At 71.6% G+C, this 24,405-nt stretch carries 26 protein-coding genes and 1 rRNA gene; 3 read left to right on the forward strand and 24 right to left on the reverse strand.

What is annotated here, in order from left to right; genetic code table 11:
* Positions 1–192: 192 nt before the first annotated feature.
* A complete protein-coding gene (locus tag OQ02_RS28400) occupies positions 193–1,350 on the forward strand; it encodes a 4-hydroxybenzoate 3-monooxygenase (RefSeq protein ID WP_033441652.1) in 1,158 nt (385 codons plus the stop codon).
* Between the two features lie 547 nt (positions 1,351–1,897).
* Here OQ02_RS28400 and OQ02_RS28405 read toward each other — a convergent pair.
* The 10 genes from OQ02_RS28405 to xerD all read right to left on the reverse strand — a co-directional run bounded on the left by OQ02_RS28405 (position 1,898) and on the right by xerD (position 9,421).
* On the reverse strand, positions 1,898–2,779 hold the full coding sequence (locus OQ02_RS28405) for an ABC transporter ATP-binding protein (protein ID WP_033441653.1): 882 nt from the start codon (positions 2,777–2,779) through the stop codon (positions 1,898–1,900).
* Positions 2,776–3,579 (reverse strand): ABC transporter permease, encoded by an 804-nt coding sequence (locus OQ02_RS28410; RefSeq protein WP_033441654.1) that lies wholly within the window; start codon positions 3,577–3,579, stop codon positions 2,776–2,778. Before OQ02_RS28410 ends, OQ02_RS28405 begins: the two co-directional genes overlap by 4 nt.
* Positions 3,576–4,343, reverse strand: a complete 768-nt coding sequence (locus tag OQ02_RS28415; RefSeq protein ID WP_033441708.1) for an ABC transporter permease — start codon at positions 4,341–4,343, stop codon at positions 3,576–3,578. The genes OQ02_RS28410 and OQ02_RS28415 overlap by 4 nt, the downstream gene beginning before the upstream one ends.
* A 130-nt stretch (positions 4,344–4,473) precedes the next feature.
* On the reverse strand, positions 4,474–5,217 hold the full coding sequence (locus tag OQ02_RS28420) for a pseudouridine synthase (protein ID WP_033441655.1): 744 nt from the start codon (positions 5,215–5,217) through the stop codon (positions 4,474–4,476).
* Positions 5,210–5,893, reverse strand: a complete 684-nt coding sequence (gene scpB, locus OQ02_RS28425) for an SMC-Scp complex subunit ScpB (RefSeq protein ID WP_442973684.1) — start codon at positions 5,891–5,893, stop codon at positions 5,210–5,212. The genes OQ02_RS28420 and scpB overlap by 8 nt, the downstream gene beginning before the upstream one ends.
* Entirely contained in the window at positions 5,827–6,666 is an 840-nt protein-coding gene (locus OQ02_RS28430; RefSeq protein WP_033441656.1) for a segregation and condensation protein A, read from the reverse strand. The genes scpB and OQ02_RS28430 overlap by 67 nt, the downstream gene beginning before the upstream one ends.
* Positions 6,663–7,004, reverse strand: coding sequence for a hypothetical protein (locus tag OQ02_RS28435; protein ID WP_033441657.1), 342 nt, complete (start codon positions 7,002–7,004; stop codon positions 6,663–6,665). The genes OQ02_RS28430 and OQ02_RS28435 overlap by 4 nt, the downstream gene beginning before the upstream one ends.
* The gene (locus OQ02_RS28440) at positions 7,001–7,825 is read right to left on the reverse strand and encodes a ParA family protein (RefSeq protein ID WP_231500274.1); all 825 of its coding nucleotides are present in this window, start codon (positions 7,823–7,825) and stop codon (positions 7,001–7,003) included. Before OQ02_RS28440 ends, OQ02_RS28435 begins: the two co-directional genes overlap by 4 nt.
* 246 nt (positions 7,826–8,071) lie before the next feature.
* Positions 8,072–8,437: an ArsR/SmtB family transcription factor gene (locus OQ02_RS28445; protein ID WP_033441659.1), complete on the reverse strand. Its 366-nt coding sequence runs from the start codon at positions 8,435–8,437 to the stop codon at positions 8,072–8,074.
* A gap of 102 nt (positions 8,438–8,539) precedes the next feature.
* Positions 8,540–9,421 (reverse strand): site-specific tyrosine recombinase XerD, encoded by an 882-nt coding sequence (gene xerD, locus OQ02_RS28450; RefSeq protein ID WP_156077356.1) that lies wholly within the window; start codon positions 9,419–9,421, stop codon positions 8,540–8,542.
* A 324-nt stretch (positions 9,422–9,745) separates the two neighbouring features.
* Between xerD and OQ02_RS28455 the strand changes: the two genes are divergently transcribed.
* Complete coding sequence (locus OQ02_RS28455; protein ID WP_033441711.1) at positions 9,746–10,348, forward strand: DUF1707 domain-containing protein; 603 nt, start codon at positions 9,746–9,748, stop codon at positions 10,346–10,348.
* Here the strand turns inward: OQ02_RS28455 and OQ02_RS28460 are convergent.
* The 13 genes from OQ02_RS28460 to OQ02_RS28515 all read right to left on the reverse strand — a co-directional run bounded on the left by OQ02_RS28460 (position 10,337) and on the right by OQ02_RS28515 (position 22,644).
* Positions 10,337–10,723 carry a DUF2752 domain-containing protein gene (locus tag OQ02_RS28460; RefSeq protein ID WP_033441660.1) on the reverse strand — a complete coding sequence of 129 codons (387 nt, stop codon included), beginning with the start codon at positions 10,721–10,723 and terminating at the stop codon, positions 10,337–10,339. The two genes, OQ02_RS28455 and OQ02_RS28460, sit on opposite strands and share 12 nt — an antisense overlap.
* Before the next feature lie 213 nt (positions 10,724–10,936).
* Complete coding sequence (locus OQ02_RS28465; protein WP_033441661.1) at positions 10,937–11,554, reverse strand: NUDIX domain-containing protein; 618 nt, start codon at positions 11,552–11,554, stop codon at positions 10,937–10,939.
* The gene (locus OQ02_RS28470; protein ID WP_051772894.1) at positions 11,551–13,239 is read right to left on the reverse strand and encodes a CTP synthase; all 1,689 of its coding nucleotides are present in this window, start codon (positions 13,237–13,239) and stop codon (positions 11,551–11,553) included. Before OQ02_RS28470 ends, OQ02_RS28465 begins: the two co-directional genes overlap by 4 nt.
* 233 nt (positions 13,240–13,472) lie before the next feature.
* Positions 13,473–14,411 carry a copper transporter gene (locus OQ02_RS28475; protein WP_033441663.1) on the reverse strand — a complete coding sequence of 313 codons (939 nt, stop codon included), beginning with the start codon at positions 14,409–14,411 and terminating at the stop codon, positions 13,473–13,475.
* The gene (gene steA, locus OQ02_RS28480; RefSeq protein WP_033441664.1) at positions 14,408–15,592 is read right to left on the reverse strand and encodes a putative cytokinetic ring protein SteA; all 1,185 of its coding nucleotides are present in this window, start codon (positions 15,590–15,592) and stop codon (positions 14,408–14,410) included. The genes OQ02_RS28475 and steA overlap by 4 nt, the downstream gene beginning before the upstream one ends.
* 150 nt (positions 15,593–15,742) lie before the next feature.
* Complete coding sequence (locus tag OQ02_RS44185; RefSeq protein WP_033441665.1) at positions 15,743–16,387, reverse strand: hypothetical protein; 645 nt, start codon at positions 16,385–16,387, stop codon at positions 15,743–15,745.
* Positions 16,384–16,998, reverse strand: a complete 615-nt coding sequence (locus tag OQ02_RS28490) for a hypothetical protein (protein ID WP_156077357.1) — start codon at positions 16,996–16,998, stop codon at positions 16,384–16,386. The genes OQ02_RS44185 and OQ02_RS28490 overlap by 4 nt, the downstream gene beginning before the upstream one ends.
* Positions 16,995–18,776 carry a DNA repair protein RecN gene (recN, locus tag OQ02_RS28495; RefSeq protein ID WP_033441667.1) on the reverse strand — a complete coding sequence of 594 codons (1,782 nt, stop codon included), beginning with the start codon at positions 18,774–18,776 and terminating at the stop codon, positions 16,995–16,997. Before recN ends, OQ02_RS28490 begins: the two co-directional genes overlap by 4 nt.
* Positions 18,777–18,855: 79 nt before the next feature.
* Positions 18,856–19,791: an NAD kinase gene (locus OQ02_RS28500; protein WP_231500267.1), complete on the reverse strand. Its 936-nt coding sequence runs from the start codon at positions 19,789–19,791 to the stop codon at positions 18,856–18,858.
* The gene (locus OQ02_RS28505; protein WP_033441668.1) at positions 19,788–20,594 is read right to left on the reverse strand and encodes a TlyA family RNA methyltransferase; all 807 of its coding nucleotides are present in this window, start codon (positions 20,592–20,594) and stop codon (positions 19,788–19,790) included. Before OQ02_RS28505 ends, OQ02_RS28500 begins: the two co-directional genes overlap by 4 nt.
* A gap of 3 nt (positions 20,595–20,597) precedes the next feature.
* Positions 20,598–20,771, reverse strand: a complete 174-nt coding sequence (locus OQ02_RS45070; protein ID WP_197043527.1) for a hypothetical protein — start codon at positions 20,769–20,771, stop codon at positions 20,598–20,600.
* Positions 20,772–20,776: 5 nt separating this feature from the next.
* The gene (locus OQ02_RS28510; protein ID WP_033441669.1) at positions 20,777–21,562 is read right to left on the reverse strand and encodes an HAD-IIA family hydrolase; all 786 of its coding nucleotides are present in this window, start codon (positions 21,560–21,562) and stop codon (positions 20,777–20,779) included.
* 128 nt (positions 21,563–21,690) lie between these two features.
* The gene (locus OQ02_RS28515) at positions 21,691–22,644 is read right to left on the reverse strand and encodes a tetratricopeptide repeat protein (protein WP_231500268.1); all 954 of its coding nucleotides are present in this window, start codon (positions 22,642–22,644) and stop codon (positions 21,691–21,693) included.
* 153 nt (positions 22,645–22,797) lie between these two features.
* Here OQ02_RS28515 and OQ02_RS41370 point away from each other — a divergent pair, with 153 nt between their 5' ends.
* Positions 22,798–24,219, forward strand: coding sequence for a hypothetical protein (locus tag OQ02_RS41370; protein ID WP_051772895.1), 1,422 nt, complete (start codon positions 22,798–22,800; stop codon positions 24,217–24,219).
* Between the two features lie 88 nt (positions 24,220–24,307).
* Here the strand turns inward: OQ02_RS41370 and rrf are convergent.
* Positions 24,308–24,405 (reverse strand): 5S ribosomal RNA (gene rrf / locus OQ02_RS41375); the annotation flags it as partial.

Raw genomic sequence — 24,405 nt, forward strand, 5'->3', positions numbered from 1 at the left:
GATGCACGAGCGACGGGGGCACTGCGGAACCACTCAACGTGACACGTGTGGTTCGGCAAGACCCCAGTCGACCGACACTCGAAGGCTGATCCACTACCTTCGGTGAGCATCTTTGCACAGGCTGTCCAGAGGTTGGGGTATGCGGTGAGCGATCTTGACGCGGAATGGGCCGTACAGAGCAACCGGCGTCCCGTGGGCATCGTCGGAGCGGGCCCGGCGGGATTGACATTGGGGAACCTGCTCCGTGAAGCCGGAATCCCCTGCGTGGTGCTCGAAAAAGGCACTCGGGAGTACATCGAGAGCCGGCCCCGTGCCGGGGTGCTCGAGCACCGGGCGGTGCAAATGTTGACAGAACACGGGCTCGCGGACCGGTTGCTCCGAGAGGCGGACAGGCATGGTGCTTGCGAATTCCGGGTGAACGGCAAGGCGTACGAGGTGGACTACGCCACCCTGTACGACGGCCAGACGCACTACATCTACCCGCAGCAGGAGGTCGTCCAGGACCTCGCCCGGGTGTACGTCGACGACCGCGGCGGTGCGGTGCGGTGGTCCGTCACGGACGTCGAGCTGCACGACATCGAGTCCAGTGAACCGGCTCTGACCTGGACGAACGCCGACGGCACCGCGGAGCGGCTCGACTGCTCGTTCATCGCCGGAGCGGACGGGTTCCACGGCGTGACGCGGCGCAGCATCCCGGCCGGCGCCGTCCAGGAGTTCAGCCACCAGCACGGCATCGAGTGGCTGAGCATCCTCGCCGAGGCGCCGCCGTCCACCCACAAGGTGATCTACGCGCTGCACCCGGACGGGTTCGCGGGCCACATGCTCCGCAGCGCCACCGTCTCGCGCTACTACCTGCAGGTCCCGGTGGACGACACGGTGGACAACTGGCCGGACGAACGGGTGTGGTCCGAGCTGCGCAAGCGGCTTGAACTGCGGGACTCCGACTGGCAACTCGTCGAGGGTCGCATCGTGGAGAAGCGCATCCTGGACATGCGCAGCCACGTCGTGGAACCGATGAACCACGGCAACCTCTACCTGCTCGGGGACGCCGCGCACATCATCACGCCCGTGGGCGCGAAGGGAATGAACCTCGCATTGCACGACGCCGAGGTGCTGGCCGACGCACTCGTGCGCTACCACCGAACGGGTGATGAGACGGGCTTGCGGAGCTACTCGGAAATCTGCCTCCGTCGCGTGTGGCGTGCGCAGGAGTTCTCGCAGTGGATGGTGTTCATGATCCACCGTTCGCCGGAACCGTTCTTGAGCCGTTTGGGTCAAGCCAGACTCGAACACCTCATCGCCTCCGGGTCCTCCGCCGGGTATTTCGCGCAGAACTACGTGGGGCCTTGAGGCGCCACGGGCGATTAACGGGACCGTTACACCAGGGAACGGACTGTAAAACGAGGGACCACCGCCGCCTTGTTCTCCACCGAAGTCCACCGGTGTACTCCGCGCCGGAGGACAAGGCGAGCGCCCCGCTTTCCGACACATTCCAAGCCCGGCTAAACGCCGCAATTGTGCCGGCCATTCGGATGCATCGGCCGCCGATTCCACTTCCTGGACGGTCGCGAGCACCGCACACATCCTCCGCAGGCGCCGCGGCGACCCATCGGAATCATTAATGGGAATGACCCGCGAGACGCCCGGAAGCCGCCTGACGCCTACCCTGCGTGACTATTCCACCACAGCGGCGCACCTTGGGACGGCCGCACGGCGGCTGTGCGGGACAGGAACGATGTCGAATCGTTGCGAACGACCCCCGTCGAAACGGCCCTTCGGCCGCGTGCGCCCCGCGTTCCCCGGACACGACGACGGGCGACCCCCGGCGCCGGCCCCCTGGAGGGCCGACGAAAGCCGGAGATCGCCCGCTGGACGCTTCCTCAGCCCACGCCGGGGCTCACGTCGTGGCGCGGTCCTCCGCCTCGACCCGCGAGACCTCCGCGCGCTCGGCTTCGGCCCACTTCGCCGCCTGCTGCTCGTTCTCCTTGCGCCGCGCCTTGACCTCCTCGGAGGTCTTGCCGACGTTCAGCAGCCGCGCCACCTCCGCCCGCAGCGCCACGAACGCCTCGGACTCGCGCGTGCTGATCTGGTCCCGCTCCGCCGGCAGGTCGACCTTCAGGTCGGCCACCACGGACGCGGGCGACGTGGAGAGCACCAGCACCCGGTCGCCCAGGTACACGCTCTCGTCGATGTCGTGCGTCACCACGAGCACCGTGGTGTCCTGCTCGGTCCGCACCTTGAGCAGCAGGTCTTCCAGCTCGAACCGGGTCTGCGCGTCCACCGAGGCGAACGGCTCGTCCATCAGCAGCAACGCCGGCCGGTAGGCCAGCGCGCGGGCGATGGCGACCCGCTGCTGCATACCGCCCGACAGCTGCCACGGGTACTTGCGGCCGGCGCCGGACAGGCCCACCCACTCCAACGCCTCGGCCGCGCGCTCACGGCGTTGCGAACGGCCCAGGGTGCGGCGCAGGGGGAACTCCACGTTCTTCTGCACCGACAGCCACGGGAACAGCGAGCGGCTGTAGTCCTGGAACACCACGGCCAGGTCCTCGGGCACGCCGCGGACCTCGTTGCCGTGCAGGCTGACCTCGCCCCGTGTCGGGCGGATCAGGCCGGAGATCGTGCGCAGCAGCGTGGACTTGCCGCAGCCGGACGGGCCGACCACGCAGACCAGCTCGCCGGTTCCGACGGTGAACGACAGGTCGGCTATCGCGGTGTGCGCGCCGTCCTTCGCCTGGTACGTGTGGCCGAGGTCGGCCACTTCGAGCATCGCGGTCATGATTTTTCCTCCACCGTCGCGGGGGTGCGCTCCTGCTTCGGTTGCCACGCAAGGGCTTTGCGCTCGAACCCGAGGAGCACGGTGTTGAGGGCGTAGCCGAGGACGCCCAGCAGGACGATCCCGGCCCACATGTCGGGGAAGTCGAACTGCCGCTGTGCGACGAGCAGTTGCGACCCGATCCCGTTGTCGGTGCCGACCAGTTCGGACACGACCATGAGCACCAGCGACAGCGACAGGGAGACCCGCAACCCGGCGAAGATCTTCGGCGCCGCGGAGGGCAGGACGACGCCGAGGATCCAGTGGATCTTGGGGATGCGGAACACCGCCGAGGTCTCGAACTTCGTGGCGTCGACGGAGCGGGCGCCGTCGACGCTGTTGAGCATGATGGGCCACAGGACGCCGAAGACGATCGTGGCGACCTGCATCTGCGTGCCGACGTTGAACACGAGCAGGAACACCGGCACCAGCAGCGGCGGCGGGATCGAGCGCATGAACGTCAGCAGCGGCCCGGCGTACTCCGCGGCCTTCTCGGAACGGCCGAGCGCCACGCCGAGCGAGACGCCGAGCACGGCGGCGGCGGCCCACCCGCCGAGCAGCCTGCCGATGCTCGGCAGGACGTGCTCGAACACCGTGTCGGTGAGGAAGAGGTCGCCGACGTCGCCGGAGAACCACAACCCGTGCGCCGCCTCGACGATCTCCGACGGCTGCGGGAAGAACGGGTCCTCGGCGTACCAGGTGAGCAGTTCCCACACCAGGACGAGGCCGAGGAACACCGCCCACCGCTGGACGAACCGGTTCACGACCTACCTCCGGTGACCGAGCTCCAGCCGACCCAGCGCCGCTGAGCGCGTTCCAGGCCTTCGTTGAGCAGGTAGCCGATCACGCCCGCGACCACCGTGCCGGCGAGGACGATGTCCATCCGCCCGGCGCCGCTGCGCGCGATCGCGATGAACTCACCGAGCCCGCCGGAGCCGCCTTCCAGCAGCTCCACGCTGACCACCACGACCAGGCTCGTCGTGGCGGCGAGCCGGATGCCCGTGAGCACGAACGGCAACGCGCTCGGCAGCGCCACGGAGACCAGCACCCGCGCCCGGCCGGTGCCGAACGCGCGCGCCGTCTCGACCAGCAGGGGGTCGAGTTCGTCCAGCGCGTAGATGGTGTTGAACAGGATGGGCCAGATCGCCGCGTACACCGCGAGGGTGATCTTGGTTTCCGGCCCGATGCCGAGCACCACGATCGCCAGCGGGATCATGGCCACCGACGGGATGGGGCGCAGGAACTCGACCACGGCCCGGGTCGCGTGCCGTACCGACGCCACGCTGCCGAGGACGAGGCCGAGCGGGACGGCGATCCCGGCCGACAGCCCGACAGCGATGAGCAACGCGAGGACCGTCGCGATGACGTCCCTCAGGAACGCCTCATCCCCCAACAACTTCACGAGTTCCACCGCTACTACGGACGGCGGTGGAAGGAACTCCGAGCGAACCAGTCCGGAGCGACCGAACAGCTCCCAGACGACGAGGAACCCGGCCACACCGAGCAGTCCTCGGGTGAGCGCACGCACGCGCAACGCCTCTTCCCAGTTGATCAACGCCAGCTGACTGGCTCAATCTAGAGAGTGAAAGGCGTCGCCACAACGAGTGGCGGGGAAACTTCAGGAAGTGATCTTCGCAGCGCGCGGCTCCACCAACGGGTTACAGGCCGACCGCCTTGTAGAGGGAGCCGACTTCCTGTCGGTTGAGGACCCGCATCGAACCGGGGCGCTGGTTGCCCAGGCGCACCTCGCCGACCGCGGTGCGGACCAGGCTGAGCACCGGGTGACCGACGTGGTCCAGCAGGCGGCGCACGATGTGCTTGCGCCCCTCGTGCAGGACCACCTCGACCAGCGCCTTGCCCGGCATCGCGGAGATCAGCTTGAACGAGTCGACCCGGATCGGGCCGTCCTCCAGCTCGATGCCCGCCCGCAAGCGCTTGCCCAGGTCCTTCGCGATCGGGCCCGGCACCTCGGCGAGGTACGTCTTGGAGATCTCGTAGGACGGGTGCATCAGCCGGTGCGCCAGGTCGCCGTCGTTCGTCAGCAGCAGCAAGCCCTCGGTGTCGGCGTCCAGCCTGCCGACGTGGAACAGGCGTTCCTTCCGGTTGTGCAGGTAGTCGCCGACGCACGGGCGGTGCGCGTCGTCGTGCATGGTGGAGAGCACTCCGCGCGGCTTGTTGAACGCGAGGGTGACCACGTCCTCCTTGAGGACCACCCGCACGCCGTCCACGTGCACGACCGCGGTGTCCGGGTCGACGCGGCGGCCCTGCTCGCGGACCACCTCGCCGTCGACCTGCACGCGGCCGAGTTCGATCAGCTCCTCGGCGACCCGCCGCGAGGCGATGCCCGCCTTGGCGAGCACCTTCTGGAGCCGGATCCCCTCGGGGTGGTCCTGGTCAGACATCGTCGATCGCATCCACTTCGGGCAGCAGGGGGGCGATCGGCGGCAGGTCGCCCAACGACGACAGCCCCAACCGCTCCAGGAACAGTTCGGTCGTGCGGTAAAGGATGCCACCCGTGTCGGAGTCGGTGCCCGTCTCCGCGATCAGGCCGCGCGCGACGAGCGTGCGGATGACCCCGTCGACGTTCACCCCGCGCACCGCCGCGATGCGGGCCCTGGTCACGGGCTGCCGGTAGGCGATGACCGCGAGGGTTTCCAACGCGGCCCGGGTGAGCTTGGCGCGCTGCCCGTCGAGCAGCAGCTTCTCCACGAATGGCGCGAAGCGGTCCCGCGTGTAGAACCGCCAGCCGTCTCCGATTCTACGCAGGTCGATACCACTGCCCTGTTCGGTGTACCGGGCGGCGAGCCGGCGGAGGGCGGCGGTGACGCGTCTCACGGACTGGTCGAGGACACCCGCGAGCTGTTCCTCGGAGATCGGCGAGTCCACGACGAGGAGGATGGACTCCAGCGCGCCCTCGAACTCGGCGTCCCCGGCGAGGTCGGGCATCCCACCGGCGTCACCGTCGGCTTCGGCCTCCGGCCCCGGCTCCGGCTCGTTTGCCAGGTGGTCGCTCACCCGTACTCCTCGTCCTCGTCGCGGGCGTGCGCCTGCGCCTCCTCGATGGTCCCGCCGACCCACGTGATGCGCAGCTCGCCCAGCGGGTCCGGCTGGTCGAAGGCGAGCGCCCTCTCCCGGTACAGCTCCAGCAGCGCCAGGAACCGCGCCACGACCTCCATCGTCTCCGTGCACTCGGCGATCAGCTCGGCGAACGTCGCCGTGCCCACCTCGGCCAGCCGCTCACGCAGCATCTCGGCGTGCTCGCGCACCGACACCCGGTGCTGGTGGATGTGCGAGGTCGACACCGTCGGCGGCGGCTTGGGCCGGAACACGACCGCCGCGATCTCGGCGAACCGCCGGGCGTCCACCCCCAGCATCACCTCGGGCAGCAGACCCTCGTACCGCTCCTCCAACGCCACCGACCTGGGATAACGCCGGTAGGCGCCGCGCTCCAACTCCGCGAACAGCGCCGCGACCTGCTTGTACGCCCGGTACTGGAGCAGCCGCGCGAACAGCAGGTCACGCGCCTCCAGCAACGCCAGGTCGTCCTCGTCCTCCACGTCGCCCTGCGGCAGCAGCCGGGCCGCCTTGAGGTCGAGCAGGGTCGCCGCGATGACCAGGAACTCGGTCGTCTCGTCCAGGTCCCACTGGTCGCCCAACGCCCGGATGTACGCGATGAAGTCGTCCGTGACCGTGTGCAACGCCACCTCGGTCACGTCCAGGGTGTGCTGCGAGATCAGCTGGAGCAGCAGGTCGAACGGGCCCTCGAAGTTGGTCAGCTTGACCTTGAACCGGCCGTCGTCGGGCTGCCCGGCCGGCACCTCGGGTTCCGCTCCGGGTGCGTCACCGCTCACCGCTCGCGCAACCTACGCACCAGCAGCGAGTCGTCGCCGTGTCCTTCGAGGTCGTCCAGCACGATCGCGATGGCCTCGCGCACCACGCGTCCCCGGTCCACCGCCAGGCCGTGCTCGCCGCGCAACGCCAGCCGCGCGTGCTCCAGCGCCAGCAGCTCCTCGTCGGACACGTACACGGTGATCTTCGTGGAGTGCTTCTGCCGCCCGGTGCCGCGCCGCTGCGTCGACTGCTCCCGCTCCGCCTGCTCCTCGTCCGGCACATCGGCGGGAGGAGCAGTGGAAGCGGTCGTGAGGCGGAACAGCTCGGACGCGCCCGGCAGTGATGGGCGTCGGGTCACCGGGCGATCACCTCGCGCGCCAGCGCGCGGTACGCCTTCGCCCCGGCCGAGCGCGGCGCCCAGCTGGTGATCGGCTCGCCGGCGACGGTCGTCTCCGGGAACCTGACCGTGCGGTTGATCACCGTGTCGAACACGACGTCGCCGAACGCCTCGACGACGCGCGCCATCACCTCGCGGGAGTGCAGGGTGCGCGGGTCGTACATGGTGGCGAGGATCCCGGTGATCTCGAGCTTCGGGTTCAACCGCTCCCTGACCTTCTCGATGGTGTCTATCAACAGGGCGACCCCGCGCAGGCTGAAGAACTCGCACTCCAGCGGGATGAGGACGCCGTCGGCCGCCGCGAGGGCGTTGACCGTGAGCAGGCCGAGCGACGGCTGGCAGTCCACCAGCACGTAGTCGTAGTGCTCGATGACGGGCCGCAGCGTGCGCACCAGCGTGTGCTCCCGGCCCACCTCGGACACCAGCTGGATCTCCGCCGCGGACAGGTCGATGTTGCTGGGCAGCAGGTCCATGCCCTCGACCGGCGTCCGCATGATCACGTCGTCGACGGCGACGTTGCGCTCCATGATCACGTTGTAGATCGTCTGGTCGAGCTGGTGCGGGTGCACGCCGAGACCGACGGACAGCGCGCCCTGCGGGTCGAAGTCGACCAGCAGCACCCGCCGGCCGAACTCGGTGAGCGCCGCGCCGAGGTTGATGGTGGACGTGGTCTTGCCGACCCCGCCCTTCTGGTTGCACACCGCCAGGATCTTCGCCGGCCCGTGCCCGGCGACCAACGGCGGATCGGCGATCTGGCGCAGGGGGCGGCCGGTCGGCCCCATGTCACCCGCCACCTGCTCGGTGTGGTCCTCGTCCGCGGGTGCGGCGTGCGGGGCGAGGCTCAGCTCGACCGAGGCGCGCGGCACACCGGACGGTGAACGGGGCGGTGGGGGTGGTGCGCCCCACGTCTGGCCCGCGTGCTCCGGTGTCGACATCGCCTTCCCGATTCCTAGTCCTCTGCCTGGGCGCAGCCTAGGCACACCGGGGTCCACCGGCAACGCGCCTCGCCGAAGCGCGCGCAACCGTTCTCAGCGCGTTGTGCCTTGTCCGCCGGCCCCGGCGGGTGTCCGTTCGGCCGGACGGCCACACGTCCGGTCGGCGGCGAGGAGCACCACGTCGAGCAGTCCGGGGAACAGCTTGTCGAGGTCGTCGCGGCGCAGCGACACCCACCGCTGGTTGCCCCGCGCCCTGGTCCGGGTGATGCCCGCCTCCCGCAGCACGCGCAGGTGCTGCGACAGCGTGGACTTGGCGACGTTCACCGTCAGCGCGCCGCACAGGCACTCGCCGTCGGCCTCGATCTGCCGCACCACCGCCAGCCTGGTGGGATCGCTCAACGCGTGCAGCACCGCGCCGAGGTCGATCGCCCGGCGCTCGGGCTCGTCCAAGTTCGGCACCTGGTCGGCACCTCCAGCTCGTCGGGCTCTGTGGCTCGTCGGACTCTGTGATCGTGGGTGGAGTACCCGGTCAGGTGTGCGCACACGGTACCCGTGGAGCACTCATATTCCACCCGATGCGCGAGGATGGGCGGTCGCGTAGACCTCGCGCAAGGTGTTGACCGTGACCAGCGTGTACACCTGCGTCGTCGTGACGGAGGCGTGGCCCAGCAGCTCCTGCACGACCCGCACGTCGGCGCCGCCCTCCATCAGGTGGGTGGCGAACGAGTGGCGCAGCGTGTGCGGGGAGACCTCGGCCTCGATGCCCGCCCGTTCGGCCGCCGTCTTGAGCACGTGCCACGCCGTCTGCCGGGACAGCCGGCCGCCGCGGGCGTTGAGGAACAGCGCGGGGGTGCCGCGCTTGGCCAGGGTGGGGCGGGCGCGCACCAGGTAGGCGTCCAGGGCTTGGAGGGCGGGGCGGCCGACGGGCACGACGCGCTGCTTGCCGCCCTTGCCGTCGAGCAGCACGGTGCGCTCGGTGGCGTCGACGTCGTCCACGTCGAGCCCGACGACTTCGGAGATCCGGGCGCCGCTGGAGTACAGCAGTTCCAGCAGGGCGCGGTCGCGGAGCTGCGCGGGGGTGTCGCCGGGGCCGTCGAGGAGCTTCAGCACGTCGTCCACGGGCAGCGCCTTGGGCAGGCGGCGTGGTGGCGTCGGCGGGCGGACGGCGCGGGCCGGGTCGTGCGGAGTGAGGCCTTCGCGGTGGGCGAAGCGGTGCAGCCCGCGCACGGCGACCAGGGTGCGCGCGGCGGACGAGGCGGCCAGGCCGGCTTCGCGCAGGGTCGCGAGGAAGTCGCCCACCAGCGGCTCGGTGACGTCGGCCAGGTCCGCGACCCCCTTGCCGGCCAGGTGCGCGGCATACCGCCGGAGGTCGCGGCCGTAGGAGTCGAGCGTGTTGCGCGCCGTGCCCCGCTCCACCGCCAGGTGGTCCAGGTAGGCCGTCATCGCACGCCCCGCAGGGGTCCCCGCCAGGGGGTCCCCTGCTTTCACTTTACTTCCGGGGTCCGACAATTCCGCCGCCTCGCCGCCGTTCACCGCTGGTCCGGCGTGCTGATCGCCGGTCCGAAACCCTTGTCCGCCAACGCTGTCACGCACGGCAGTGTGAACTTCACGGGCGCCCAAGTCGAGCCGGGCGGTGCCGTTCCCGGGGTGATCACCACCGGGACCTCGGGGTTCACGTCTCGGGCGGTTCCGGCCGGCACCACCGGAGCGTAGGTCGCCCGACGCGTTCCGGCTCGTCCGGCCCTACCGGCTGTTAGCGTGCCGACCGTGTCGGAACCACACCAGGCGCGCATCGGCGACCAGCAGCGCGAAGAGGCGATCAGCGCGCTGAACGACCACTTCGCGGCCGGTCGGCTGGAGATCGGCGAGTACGAGCAGCGCGTCGGCTACGCGTCCGCAGCGCAGACCGCGCAGGAGCTGGCCGCCCTGTTCCAGGACCTGCCGCAGCCGCACCCGGTGTTCCTGCCGCCCCCGTACCCGCCGACCAACCCGCCCACCTACCCACCTCCGTACCCGCAGACGGGCTACGCGCAGACCGGTTACGCCGCTCCCGGCTACCCGCCGCCGGGCTACCCGGGCTACGCGCAGCCCGGCTACCTGCCTCCGGGCTACCCGGGCTTCTCCCCCGACGCACCGTTCGGCGTGGACCCGTTCACCGGCAACCCGCTGTCGGACAAGTCGCGCATCGCGGCCGGCGTGCTGCAACTGGTGCTGCCGTTCGGCATCGGCCGGTTCTACATCGGCGACACCGCGATCGGCATCGCGCAGCTGCTGACGTGCGGCGGCTGCGGCGTCTGGTCCCTGATCGACGGGATCATCCTGCTGGTCAACGGCGGCACGGACGGCGAAGGCCGGACGCTACGCGACTAGGTTCCGCACGAGCATCCACGTGACGGCCAGCGCCACCACCGGCGCGCCGACCTTCCGCGACACCGGCGGCGCGGGGCGACCCGCCCTGGCCGCGCGGAACCACCGCACCCACAGCCACGCCAGCAACGGCAGCCCGACGACCAGCATCACGGCGTTGAACTGCCAGGCCGCGACCGGATCACCGTGCAGCAGCGCGTGCACCATCCGCGTCGACCCGCAGGCCGGGCACTGGATGCCCGTCAACGCGAACAGCGGGCAGGGCGGCAGCAACGCCCCGGGCTCGTTGGGGTCGACGAACACCAACACCCCACACCCGCCGACGGCCGCCCCGACCACCGCCAACGGCCCCCGCACCCCACCCAACCCCAACCCCACACCCCACACCCCATCGTGAGTCCTACATCCAGAACCCGTGTGTCCTACCTTCAGGACCCGTGTGTCCTACGTTCAGAACCCCCGAGTTCAACGCTCACGACAGCCAACACTGTTCCGAGCGTTGAATTCAGGCGTTCCGAACGTAGGACACACCCGTTCCGAACGTAGGACTCACGCGACGCGAACGTAGGACTCACGCGGGGGGGGAGTGGGTCAGCGGGAGGCGAAGCGGGTGGGGCGGTCGGGGAAGGGTGCGTCGGACGGGCGGCCGGAGGCGCCGCCGGTGATCACGGTGTGCGCGGCGAGCAGGCCGGACACGGCGGGGCCGTTCACGATCTCCCCGGCCAGGACCATGTCCACCGCCTCGGCCAACGGGACGCTGCGCGCCTCCAAGTCGGCCTCCTCCTCACCCTGCACCTCGCGGTCCACCGCGGTCAGCCCGCGGGCCAGGAACACCCGCACCACCTCGTCGGTGAACCCCGGCGACACGGCGACGTCCACCAACGTCACCCACTCCGACGCCGCCAGCCCTACTTCCTCGGCCAACTCACGGCGCGCGGCGGCCAGCGGCGTCTCGTCACCCCCGTCCAGCAACCCGGCGGGCAACTCCCACAGCCGACGCCCCAACGGGTGCCGGTACTGGTGGATCAATGTCACCGCGCCTGCCTCGTCCAACGCCACCACCGCCACCGCACCGAGGTGTTCCACCACCTCGCGCGACGCCGTCCCACCACCGGGCATGGCGACCTCGTCCACCCGCAACGCGACCACCCGCCCCACGTGCACGTCCTGCGACGACACCGTCGAGAACTCGTGCCTCGGAGAAGTCACTGCGCCGCCCCCGCCGGTTCGGGCAGCGGCAGCCGGTCGGCCAGCCGGTAGTCCAACGCCGCCTTCACGAACGCCGCGAACAGCGGGTGCGGACGCGTCGGACGCGACTTCAGCTCCGGGTGCGCCTGCGTGCCCACGAAGAACGGGTGCACGTCGGCCGGCAGCTCCACGAACTCCACCAGCCGCCCGTCGGGCGACGTGCCGGAGAACACCAGCCCCGCCGAGCTCAGCTGCGAGCGGTAGGCGTTGTTCACCTCGTACCGGTGCCGGTGCCGCTCGGACACCTCCACCGACCCGTAGGCCGCGGCCACCTGCGACCCCGGCGCCAGCGACGCCGGGTAGGCGCCGAGCCGCATGGTGCCGCCCATGTCCCGCTGCCCGGAGACGACGTCCTCCTGGTCGGCCATGGTGCTGATGACCGGCGTGCCGGTGTCCTCGAACTCGGCCGAGTTCGCGTCCGCGATCCCGGCCAGGTTCCGCGCCGCCTCGATCACCATGCACTGCAGCCCCAGGCACAGCCCCAACAACGGGAGGCCGCGGGTCCGCGCGTACGTGATCGCGCCGATCTTGCCCTCGATGCCGCGCACCCCGAAACCACCGGGGATGAGGATCGCGTCCAGTCCGCCCAACGCGTGCGCCGCGCCGGAAGGCGTCTGGCACTCGTCCGACGGCACCCACACGATCTCGACCTTGGTGCGGTGCGCGAAACCGCCCGCGCGCAGCGCCTCGGTCACCGACAGGTAGGCGTCCGGCAGGTCGACGTACTTGCCGACAAGCCCGATGCGGACCTTCTCGGCCGGGTTGTGCACCCGCTCCAGCAGGTCGCCCCACACGGTCCAGTCGACGTCGCGGAACGGCAGCCCGAGCCGCCGCACCACGTACGCGTCCAGGCCCTCGCCGTGCAGCACCTTGGGGATGTCGTAGATGGACCGGGCGTCCACCGCCGCCACCACCGCGTCGGTGTCCACGTCGCACATGAGGCCGATCTTGCGCTTCAGCGCGTCCGGGATCTCCCGGTCGGCCCGGCACACGATCGCGTCGGGCTGGATGCCGATGTTGCGCAGCGCCGCGACGGAGTGCTGCGTCGGCTTGGTCTTCAGCTCGCCCGACGGCGCCAGGTACGGCACCAGCGAGACGTGCAGGAAGAACACGTTGTCGCGGCCGACGTCGTGGCGCACCTGCCGGCACGCCTCCAGGAACGGCAGCGACTCGATGTCGCCGACCGTGCCGCCGACCTCGGTGATCACCACGTGCGGGGTGACGCCGTCGGTGCCCGGTTCGGCCATGGCGCGGATGCGCCGCTTGATCTCGTCGGTGATGTGCGGGATCACCTGGACGGTGTCGCCCAGGTACTCGCCGCGCCGCTCCTTCGCGATGACCTCGGAGTACACCTGCCCGGTGGTGACGTTCGCGTCACCGGACAGGTCACGGGCGAGGAACCGCTCGTAGTGGCCGATGTCGAGGTCGGTCTCCGCGCCGTCGTCGGTGACGAACACCTCGCCGTGCTGGAACGGGTTCATCGTGCCCGGGTCCACGTTGAGGTACGGGTCCAGCTTCTGCATGGTCACGCGGAGTCCACGTGCGGTGAGCAGCTGTCCGAGGCTCGACGCGGTCAACCCCTTGCCGAGGGACGACGCCACACCCCCGGTGACGAAAACGTGCTTGGTCGTACGTGCCTGCTGCACCAAAGAGGCTCCCCGTGGTCTGGATGTCCGCAAGGGGGCCGGCTGCGGTGGTTCCGCACAGCTCAGCGCCCTGTCCACGGGCCCTAACGCTAACACGCCGCCGGTCACCCAGCGCGCCGGCTGGCCCTGTGGCGTTTCACTCGGATGGAGTACGGCCTCCCGGACCGCACGTCACCTGCCGGTGAACCACGAGCGAACACCGAAGAACACCCGGGGGAACGCCCGCGTCGGGGTCAGCCCGCCGCCCCCGGCGCGGTTCCCTCCGCGTTGCCCGCCACCCCGTACCGCCCGGCCCTGCCCTCCAGCTGCTCCCGCAACGCCAGCACCGCCACCACCCGACCGGAGGCCGTGTCCAGGTTGTCCACGGTGGACAGCACGGACGTGGCCGCCGTGTCCGCCCGCGCCACGCCCACCGCGCCGGTCCCGTCGGCCGAACCGGAGCCGCCCGCCAGCACCGTCCCCGCGCCGGACCGGTCGAGCTGGCTCGCGAACCGCGCCACCGTCGCCGCCCGGTCCGCCGCCGAGTCACCCTGGACCGCCCCGCCGGTGAGCACCACGGTGAGCTGGGCCGGCCGCAGGTCCTGGCCCGGCTTCACGAATCCGGCGCTCGCCAGCCCGCCCAGCGCCGCCGCCGTCTCGTCCGGCGTGGCCTGCGGCTGGTTGTCGTCCTTGCCGATCAGCAGCAGCGCGCCGAGCAGCGCGCCCGCCCGCGTGCCTGGGTCGGCGCCGGTGGGCAGCTGGGTGCCCGCGGGCTGGAGCCGGGCGACGAGGTTCAGCAGCTGGTCGCCCTTGTCCGGGTCGGCGAACGACTCGGTGAGCTGGACCTCCCCGGTGACCGTCGCGCCCGCCGCGCGCAGCAGCTCGGTCAGCGCGTCCCGGTCGTCCGGCCTGGCGTCGGCGGTGGTGACGACCACGACGGTCCGCTCCGCCAGCTGCCCCTTCACCGCGAGCGGGCCGACGGACGTGGCGAACCGGTCCGAGTCGGCGAGGCGGGCGTCCAGCGCGTTGCGCTCGGCCTGCAGCGCGGAGACCTCCTCGCCCAACGCGCTCTTGTCGTCGTTGAGCCCGGACAGCAGCCGACCGCTGATGGCGGTGGAGCCGAGCACCACCCCGACGGCGAGCGCCAGGAACACCGCGGTGATCGAGACGATGTGGTAGCGCAGCGAGATCACGCGAACAACCCCCTGAACCAGTCGACGACGGAGCGGAACGCGCCGGCCGCCAGGTCCACGTAGACCTGGCCGACCCCGGACACGGCGAGCGCGGCGACCATCACCACGACCGCGGAGAGCACGAGCAGGGCGATCGCACCCAAGGACACGCGGCTGCGGTGCAGGGCGGCCACGGCGTGCCCGTCCACGAGCTTGTTGCCCAGCTTCAGCCGGGTCAGGAACGTCGACGGGTTGGACCCGGAGTGCCCGCGGTCCAGGAACTCGCGCAGGCCCGCCTGGAGGCCGACGGTCACCACCAACGACGCCCCGTGTGCGTCCGCGAGCAGCAGCGCCAGGTCCTCCGCGTTGCCCGTCGCGGGGAACGTCACCGCGCCGATCCCCAGGTCCTGGATGCGTTCCAAACCGGGCGCGTGGCCGTCGACCTGCGCCGGCACCACGACCTCGGAACCCGACCTCAGCGTCTCGGTGCTGATGGTGTCCGGGTCGCCGACGATCACGTCCGGCTTGAACCCGGCCGCGTGCAGGGTGTCCGCGCCCGCGTCGACACCGATCAGCACCGGCCGGTACTCCCGGACGTACTTGCGGAGCTTCCGCAGCTCCTCGGCGTGCCGTGGTCCGCCCGCGACGACCAGCACCTGCCGGTCGCGGATCGGCACGAACAGCTCGGGCACGCCGACGCCGTCGAGGATCAGCGCGCGTTCCCGGCGCAGGAACTCGATGGTGTTCGCGGAGAACGCCTCCAGCTGCGCGGCCATGCCCGCCTTGGCCTCGATCATCGCGTCGGCGATCGACTCGGCGGTCTGTTCGGCGCCGCGCGCGACCTCCTTGCCGCCGACGAAGACAGCGCCCTCGTGCAGGCGGACCTTCGTGCCGTCCCGAAGGTCGCGCAGCACCGACGTGCCGACGCCGTCGATCAGCGGTATGCCCGCCTCGACCAGCAGTTCCGGGCCGAGGTTCGGGAACCGGCCGGAGATGGACGACGACACGTTGACCACGCCCACCGCCCCGGCGTGCACCAGGGCCTCGGCCGTGCGGCGGTCGATGTCGACGTGGTCGAGGACCGCGACGTCACCGGGACTCAGCCGGCGCAGCAGGTCGCCCGAACGACGGTCGACCCGCGCCACGCCGGTGACCCCTGGCAGTTCGTGGTTCGCGCGGCCGAGCAACCCGGAGAGCTTCATGAACCGATGGTGACTCACGTCATGCGCGGTTCCACAGGCAACACGCCGAACGAATCCGGGCTGGTCAGTGCCGTCACCATTCCACAGTGGACGGATTCGCCCGGTAGGGTGACGCCAGTCGGCGCACCGCCGTCACGTCGACCCGCGGTGCTACCTCGTGTGGTCCGGCCCGTCGGCGGGCCGCTCGTGCCCAGTGTCGTGGATCGGCTCGAACTCGACCACCGGGATGCCGTACGGCGGGGTGTCCAGGTCCTCGTCGCCGCCGTCGTCCACCCGGTACACCACCGGTCCCCCGGGCCGGGACTCGGCGCGGCGGCCGTGGATCAGCACCACGCCGACCAGCGCGACCAGTGCCGCCGCCACGAGCACCAGGACACCCTCGCCCGCCCCACCGGAGCGGGCGCCGGAGTCGTCGGCCGGAGGCGTGTTGCCGACCACCGACACCACGAACGCCCCCGTCGCCGCGACCGAGCCGGCCAGCACGCCCGTCGCGCCGACCGCCGTGTACCGGGCGGCCAGCCGCTGGTGCTCGGGCAGGAGCACGAGCACCGCCGCGACCACCAGCAGCACCGCCGCGAGGACGATCGGCACCCCGAACTGGGGGACCTTCCAGGGCGTGACGTCGACGAACTCCGACCTCACGTTCTGGAACTCCACCTTCCAGGACGAAACGACCCCCCGCGGCTCCATCGTCCCGACGGGTGCGCCCTGCCAGTACAGCGGCAGGAACGTGCCGACCACCGCCGCGACACCGGCCACCAGCAGCAGCACCGCACCGAACAGCCGTCTGCTCACTTCTCCCCCGTGGTCTCGGGGATCGGCGCGATCTCGACCACCCGCAGACCGAACGGCGGGGTGTCCATCGCCTCGTCCACGCCGTCGACCCGGTGCACCACCGGCCCGTCCGCGGCGACCACGCGCCGGCTGTGGATCAGCACCGTGCCGACGATCGCGACCACCGCCGCCGCGACCAACGCCCAGGTGCCCTCGCGGACGTGCTCCGCGTAGCTGTCCAGCGGGACCTCGTCGTCCTGCGACACCGCGGCCACGACCACCGCGCCCGTCGCCGACACCGCACCCACGAGCAGACCCGCGCCGCCGACCGCCGTGTACCGGGCGGCCAGCCGCTGGTGCTCGGGCAGGAACACGAGCACAGCCGCGACCACCAGCAGCACCGCCGCGAGGACGATCGGCACCCCGAACTGGGGGCTCTGCCCCAGCAGGAGGTCGATGTCCAGCCCGCCGGCATCCGAGGTGAAGCGCCACGACGTCGTGCTGACCCCGACCGAGGCCTCCCCGCGGAGGCCGAACTCGCTGCCCTCCCACATCAACGGCAGGAACGTGCCGATCACGGCCACCGCCGCGGACACCACGAGCAGCAGGACCCCAAGGAGTCTCCGGCTCACTTCTTGCGCACCTTGCGGCGCACCACCGGCACGCTCTCCTTGTCCGCCTTCGCCGCCGCCAACAACTCCTCGGCGTGCGCCCGACCGGTGTCCGTCGAATCCATGCCCGCGAGCATCCGGGCCAGCTCGACCACCCGCTGCGACTCGTCCAACTTCCGCACACCGCTGCGCGTCAGCACGCCGTCCGCCGTCTTGTCCACCACCAGGTGACGGTCCGCGAACGCCGCGACCTGCGGCAGGTGCGTCACCACGATGACCTGGTGGCTGCGCGCCAACCGGGCCAGCCGACGACCGACCTCCACCGCCGCCCGACCGCCGACACCCGCATCGACCTCGTCGAACACCAGCGTCGGCACCGGGTCGGAGTGCGACAGCACGACCTCGAGCGCCAGCATCACCCGGGACAGCTCACCACCGGACGCGCCCTTGTGCACCGGCAGCGCGGGCGCGCCGGGGTGCGCGATCAACCGCAGCTCCACGTCGTCCACACCGCCCGAGCCCGCGTGCAACCGCTGCCCGTCCACCTCGACGGCCTGCGGATCACCCTGCTCGGCGACCCGGGGCCGCACCGCGACCTCCACCGTGGCGTGCGGCATGGCCAGCCCGGTCAGCTCGTCGGACACCGCCCGACCCAGCTCCTCCGCCGCCGCGACCCGCTCGGTGGTGACCTGCCGCGCGTACCCGGCCAGCTCCACGGCCAGCTCGTCGCGCCGCGCGGCCAACGCCGCCAACGCCTCGTCCGACGTGTCCAGCCCGGACAGCCGCGACGACGCGTCCTGCGCCCACGCGATCACACCGTCCACGTCCGCCGCGTACTTGCGGGTCAACGACTTCAGCTCGGCCTGGCGGGCGAGCACCTGCTCCAGCCGCGCCGGGTCGGCGTCCAGGTGCTCCAGGTACGAGGCGATCTCCGCGCCCACGTCGGCCAGCAGCGTCTCCGCCTCCACCAGCCGCGACTCCATCCCGCGCAGCTGCGGGTCGTCGGACGCCGCCAGCCGCCGCCGGGCCTCCCCGATCAGCCCCATCGCGCCGGGCGCGTCCGGGTCGCCGTCCGGTGAGCCCGCCACCGCGTACTGCACGCCGGACGCGGACTCGCGCAACTGGTCGGCGTCGGCGAGCCGGCGCGCCTCGGCGACCAGCTCCTCGTCCTCACCAGGTTTCGGGTCGACCGCGGTGATCTCGGCCAGGCCGTGCCGCAGCATCTCGGCCTCGCGGGCCAGCTCGTGCGACCTCGCGGTGCGCTCGGTCAGCTCCGTCGCCACCCGCAGCCACTCGTCGCGGACCTTCCGGTACGCGCGCAGCGGCTCGGCCACCTCGTCACCGGCGAACCGGTCCAGCACCGCGCGCTGCTCGGTGGGTCGCAGCAGCCGCAGCTGGTCGTTCTGCCCGTGCACCGCGAGCAGCTGCTCGGCCAGCTCGGCCAGCACCCCGACCGGCACGGAACGGCCGCCGAGGTGGGCGCGGGAACGTCCGTCGGCGCCGACGGTGCGGATCGCGATCACGCTGCCGTCGTCGTCCGGCTCGCCGCCGACCTCCTCGGCGACCTTCGCCGCCGGACTGCCCGCGGGCGCGTTGAACCGCCCCTCCACCACCGCTTTGTCCGCGCCGTTGCGCACGCGGGACGCTTCGGCCCGGCCACCGCCCAGGAGGTGGAGCCCGGTCACGACCATCGTCTTGCCCGCACCGGTCTCACCCGTCACCACGGTGAAACCCGCGTCGAGCTCAAGGGTGGCCTCGTCGATCACACCGAGGCCCTGGATGCGCATCTCGGCCAGCACGTGCCGAACACTACTGGGCGACACGGACAAAGCGTGTGCTCGGGGGCCGGTGCGCCCCACTTGATCTTCAGGTCGAACGTCAGCCGGCGGACGGGCCGCGCCACCCCTGCACCGGCAGCCCGAACTTCTCCACCAGCCGATCCGTGAACGGTCCCTGCCGCAGCCTGATCAGCCGCAACGGGGTCCGGCCACCGACCACCTCGACCCGCGCGCCCGGCGGCAGGTTCACCGTGCGGCGGCCGTCCGCGCACAGCACCGCCGGATGCCCCTCCGGGTCGACCTCCAACGCCACCACGGACCCCGGCGACACGACCAGTGGCCGCGCGAACAGCGCGTGCGCGTTGCTCGGCACCACCAGCAGCGCCTGCACGTCCGGCCACACCACCGGCCCGCCCGCCGAGAACGCGTACGCCGTCGACCCCGTCGGGGTGGCCACCAGCACGCCGTCGCAGCCGAACGCCGACACCGGCCGGCCGTCCACCTCCACCACCACGTCCAGGATGCGTTCCCGCGTGCTCTTCTCCACGCTGGCCTCGTTGAGCGCCCACGTGCTCTCCAGCACGTCGCCGTTCACCGACGTCGTGATGTCGACCGTCATCCGCTCCTCGACCTCGTAGTCGCGGTCGACGACGTGCGTGATCGCCTCGTACAGCGCGTCCGAGTCCGCCTCGGCCAGGAAACCGACCCGGCCCAGGTTCACCCCCAGCACCGGCACACCCGCCGCCCGCGCCAACTCGGCCGCGCGCAGCAGCGTGCCGTCACCGCCGAGCACGAACACCAGTTCCGCGCCCTCCGCGGCCTTCTCGTCGGCCGGCACCACCTGCGTGAAGCACGACGGGTCCAGCTCGGGCGCCTCGTCCTCCAGCACCCGCAGCCTCACCCCGCCCGCCGCGAACCGCGCCGCGACCTCCTGGGCCACCAGCACGTTGCTGCGCCGTCCGGTGTGGACGACCAGCAGGATCTCCCGCGTCGCCGGGTTCCCGGACACCGACGCGTTCAGTGAGGAGGCGTTCACTGGGGCCCTTCCGCTACGGCGGCGCGCACGAGCGCGGTGGCGTCCGCGGCGTCCAGGGGCTCGCCCCGGCGCAGCCAGACGAAGAACTCGACGTTGCCCGACGGTCCGGGCAGCGGGCTGGCGGTGACCCCGTGCAGCCGCAGGCCGAGCCCGGCCGCGGACGCGACCACGTCCAGCACCGCCTCGGCGCGCAACTCCGGGTCCCGCACCACACCGCCCGAACCGAGCCGGTCCTTGCCGACCTCGAACTGGGGCTTCACCATCGGCACCAGGTCGCCGCCCTCGTCGAGGCACGCGGCCAGCGCGGGCAGCACCAGCCGCAACGAGATGAACGACAGGTCGGCCACGACGAGGTCGACCGGACCACCGATGTCCTCACGGGTCAACGACCGCACGTTCGTCTTGTCCTTGACCACGACCCGGTCGTCGGTGCGCAACCGCCAGTCCAGCAGCCCCCGACCCACATCGGCCGCGACGACCTGCCGTGCCCCCGCGCGCAGCAGCACGTCGGTGAACCCGCCCGTCGACGCGCCCGCGTCCAGGCAGCGCCTGCCCTCGACCGCCACCGCCTCGAACGCCTCCAGCGCGCCGACCAGCTTGTGCGCGCCCCGCGAGGCGTAGTTCGGGTCGTCGGTCTCCCGGACCACCAGCGCGGTGTCCAGCTCGACGGCGGTCGCGGGTTTCGTGGCCACCGTGCCCCGCACGGTCACCTTGCCCTCGGCGACGAGTTGGCTCGCGTGCTCCCGTGACCTGGCCAGCCCGCGGCGGACCAGTTCGGCGTCCAGCCGAGCCCTGCGCGGCACCGGTCAGACCTTGTCGATGGTGGACAACGCGGCGGTCAACGCCGTGTGCGCGTCGTCGAACCGGGCCACGTGCTCGACCACGTCGAGCTGATCCAGCCCGTCGAGACCGGCCAGGGCGTCGTCGATCCCGACCACGGGATCACGCGGCGGGCCGGGAAGGGGAACCTCGAAGCTCACGGGATTCAAGGTAGCCGAAACAGGACCGACAAGTCGGCAGCCACGTAGGTCGGCCGAAGCTCCTCGGGCAGGCTCCGCGCCTCCGCCTCCGTGGACACGCCGGTGAGCACCAGCAACGAGTCCATGCCCGCGTGCACCGCGCCCGCGATGTCCGTGTCCAGCCGGTCGCCCACGACCAGCGGCCGTTGCGCGCCCGCGGACTTCGCCGCCTGCTCCAGCAACGGCGTCGCCGGCTTGCCCGCCACCAGCGGTTCCACGCCGGTAGCCGTCTTCAGGGCGGCGACCAGGGAACCGTTGCCCGGCAGCAGACCGCGTTCGGTGGGCAGCGTCGCGTCCACGTTGCAGGCGACCCAGTGCGCGCCGTTGCGGATCGCGACGCACGCCTCGGCCAGCTCACGCCACCCCAGGTCCTGCGACAAACCCTGCACCACGGCCTGGGCGTCGTCGGCGCGGTCCGTGGGCTGGAACCCGCGCAGCCGCACCTGCTCCGCCAACGCGTCCGTGCCGAGGACCAGCACGGTGGTACCGGCGGGCACCAGGTCCAGCAGCATCGCCGCGCCCGCCTGGGCACTCGTGCTCACCTCGTCCAGCGCGGCGTGGAAGCCCAGCTCGTTCAAGTGCTCGGCGACGGCTTCCGGCGAGCGGGACGCGTTGTTCGTGACGAACCGGATGCCGGTGCCGTGCTCACGGGCGGCGGCGACCGCCTCCACCGCGCCCGGGACGACTTCCCGGCCCCGGTAGACCGTTCCGTCGAGGTCCAGCAGCAGGGCGTCGTAGCGGGCCAGCAGCACAGGCGTCTCCGTTCGCGGTGTCCTGGTGGACAGTCTGAAGGCTCGGCGCCGGGTGGCGCCGAGCCTTCAGGTGTGACTTGTGTTGCGACTTCGGGGTTCACGCCGGTTCGGCGCTCACGCCCGCGAGCTCACTCCTGCGGGCTCAGGTCGAACGCCCGCTCGGCGGCATCGGTCTCGTTGTCGTCGTCCGCCTGGGCCGCGTTGAGGAACCACTTGACGGCCTCGTCGGTGCGGCCCGCGGCCTCCAGGTTGTCCGCGTAGGCGTAGAACAGCCGGGCGCTCCACGGCTCACGCCGCTTCTCGTCCAGGTCGTCGCCCTGCAGGGCCACCACGGCCGCGTCCAGCTGGCCCATGTCCCGACGGGCGCCGGCCGCGACGATCCGCAGCTCCACCGCCTCTTCGGGGGCCAGCGTCGACGCCTGCGCCTCACGTGCCAGCTCGATCGCCCGCTCCGGACGCCCCAGCGCCCGCTCGCAGTCCGCCATCACCGCGACGTGCCCGGTGCTGTTCGACATGCGACGCGCGGCGCGAAGCTCGGACAACGCCTCGGCCCACTCGCCCGCGTGGTACGCGGTCAGCCCGGCGGCCTCGCGAACCACCGCGACCCGCGCCGCCTTCGACCGCGCGTACCGCGCGTGCTCCAGCGCCAGCTCGGGCTCGCTGTCGATCAGCATGCCCGCCGCCGCGAGGTGCCGACCGACGATCTCGGCGAGACCCTTGGGCAGCCCGCGCAGCTCCTGCTTGACCTCGGGGTCGAGCGCGATGATGTCGGCGCCTTCAGGCACCTCAGGCGTACGGGTCCGCACGAACACCGGCTCGTCGGACTCGGGCGCCACAGCCCTCTCGGCCGCCGCAGGCGCGTCCAGCTCGCCGGCCCCAGTCCCATCAGCCTCAGCGTCGGCCTCAGCTTCAGCTTCAGCGTCGACCCCAGCCTCAGCCTCGGTCTCTGCTTCGCCGTCGGTCTCGTCCTGGTCCTCGGCCTCGCCGACCTCAGCCGCCTCGGTCACCGCCTCGCCGACCTCAGCCGCCTCGGTCACCGCCGCGTCGACAACAGCCGCGTCGGTCACAACAGCGTCGGTCACGGCCTCGTCGGCAGCAGTTCCCTCGGTGACCTCGGTGTCCTTGGTGACCTGCGGGTCATCGGCCTGCGCAACCCGGTCCTGGAACCTCGCGGCCCGATCACGGCTGCGGGCGTCCCGACGGTCGTCACTCGGCTTGTCGTACGCAGGCCGGTCATGCGACGGCTTGTCGTAGCGAGGCCGGTCATCCCGACGCTGGTGACCACCGGTGCGCTCGCCACCACGGTCATCACGACGCGGGTAACTCGGCCGCTCACCACCGCGGTCGTCCTTGCGGAACCCACCACGGTCACCGCTCGGCCGGTCATCCCGACGCGGGTAACCACCGGTGCGGTCACCACTCGGCCGATCGTCCCGCCGCGGATAACCGCCGCCGCTGCTGCTGCTCGGACGCCCAGTGCCACCACGGTCGTCGCGGCGCGGGTAGCTGGTCCGCTCGCCACTCGGCCGATCGTCCCGACGGGGATAGCTGCTGCGCTCGCCGCCGGAACGGTCGTCGCGACGGGGGTAGCTGCTGCGGTCACCACTCGGACGGTCATCCCGACGCGGGTAACTGGTCCGCTCACCACTCGGACGGTCATCCCGGCGCGGGTAGCTGCTGCGCTCACCACTCGGCCGGTCGTCGCGACGCGGGTAGCTGGTCCGTTCACCGCTCGGCCGGTCGTCCCGGCGCGGGTAGCTGCTGCGCTCGCCGCCACGGTCGTCCTTGCGGAACCCACCGCGGTCGCCGCTGGGTCGGTCGTCCCGACGCGGGTAACCGCCACCGCTGCTCGGACGCCCGCCGCCGGCCCTGTCGTCACGACGGGGGTAGCTGCTGCGCTCACCGCTTGGCCGGTCATCCCGGCGCGGGTAGCTGGTCCGCTCGCCACTCGGACGGTCATCCCGGCGCGGGTAGCTGCTGCGCTCGCCACCGCGGTCGTCCTTGCGGAACCCACCACGGTCACCGCTCGGCCGGTCATCCCGACGCGGGTAACCACCGGTGCGGTCGCCACCGGACCGGTCGTCCCGGCGCTGGTAGCCGCCACTCGGTCGGTCGTCCCGGCGCGGGTAGCTGGAGCGCTCACCACCGCGGTCGGCCCCACGGGGCGCACCGCGATCAGCGGAACCACGGTCGTAACGAGGCCGCTCGCCACGGCTGTCATCGCGCCGGAACCCGCCCCGGTCACCGGTGCGGTCGTCGCGACGCGGCGCGCTGCCGCGATCGTCACGAGGCTTGTCATAGCGGGGGCGCTCACCGGAATCCCGGCGGAAGCCCCCACCCCGGTTGTCGTCCCGGCGCGGAGCCGCGCCACGGTCGTCACGGGGCTTGTCGTAGCGAGGCCGCTCGCCTCGGTTGTCATCTCGCCGGTCGCCGCCGCGCGGCTTGTCAGCGCTGCGGTACCGGTCGTTGCCGGGCCGGTCGTCGCGACGCGGTCCACCGGTCGCCCGGTCACCCGACCCGCGCGCGTCACGGCCACCGCCACTGCTCGCGGTCGGCTTGCGATTTCCCTGGGCACGGCCACCGTCGTCGGATCGGCGCGGTCGGTCTCCCTGGCCACGCTGACGGTCGCCGGGTCGATCCCCGAACCTGGGCACTAGCTCCTCCTACTGTGGACACGCCGAAAGGGCTTGCGGTTTGGAGCACAAATCAATGTGCCCCCAACCACAAGCCCTTTCAGGGAAGAATGTTCGGCGGCGTCCTACTCTCCCACACCCTCACGAGTGCAGTACCATCGGCGCTGGAAGGCTTAACTACCGGGTTCGGAATGGGACCGGGTGTTCCCC

The sequence above is a fragment of the Saccharothrix sp. NRRL B-16314 genome, assembly GCF_000716595.1.
Lineage (GTDB): Bacteria > Actinomycetota > Actinomycetes > Mycobacteriales > Pseudonocardiaceae > Actinosynnema.

Excerpts from the sequence above, each read along its gene's own strand:
- OQ02_RS28405 (WP_033441653.1), bottom strand. The coding sequence starts at position 2,779 with ATGACCGCGATGCTCGAAGTGGCCGACCTCGGCCACACGTACCAGGCG.
- OQ02_RS28420 (WP_033441655.1), bottom strand. The coding sequence starts at position 5,217 with ATGTCTGACCAGGACCACCCCGAGGGGATCCGGCTCCAGAAGGTGCTC.
- OQ02_RS28440 (WP_231500274.1), bottom strand. The coding sequence starts at position 7,825 with ATGGGGCCGACCGGCCGCCCCCTGCGCCAGATCGCCGATCCGCCGTTG.
- xerD (WP_156077356.1), bottom strand. The coding sequence starts at position 9,421 with ATGACGGCCTACCTGGACCACCTGGCGGTGGAGCGGGGCACGGCGCGC.
- steA (WP_033441664.1), bottom strand. The coding sequence starts at position 15,592 with ATGAAGCTCTCCGGGTTGCTCGGCCGCGCGAACCACGAACTGCCAGGG.
- OQ02_RS41370 (WP_051772895.1), top strand. The coding sequence starts at position 22,798 with ATGCGACGGCTTGTCGTAGCGAGGCCGGTCATCCCGACGCTGGTGACC.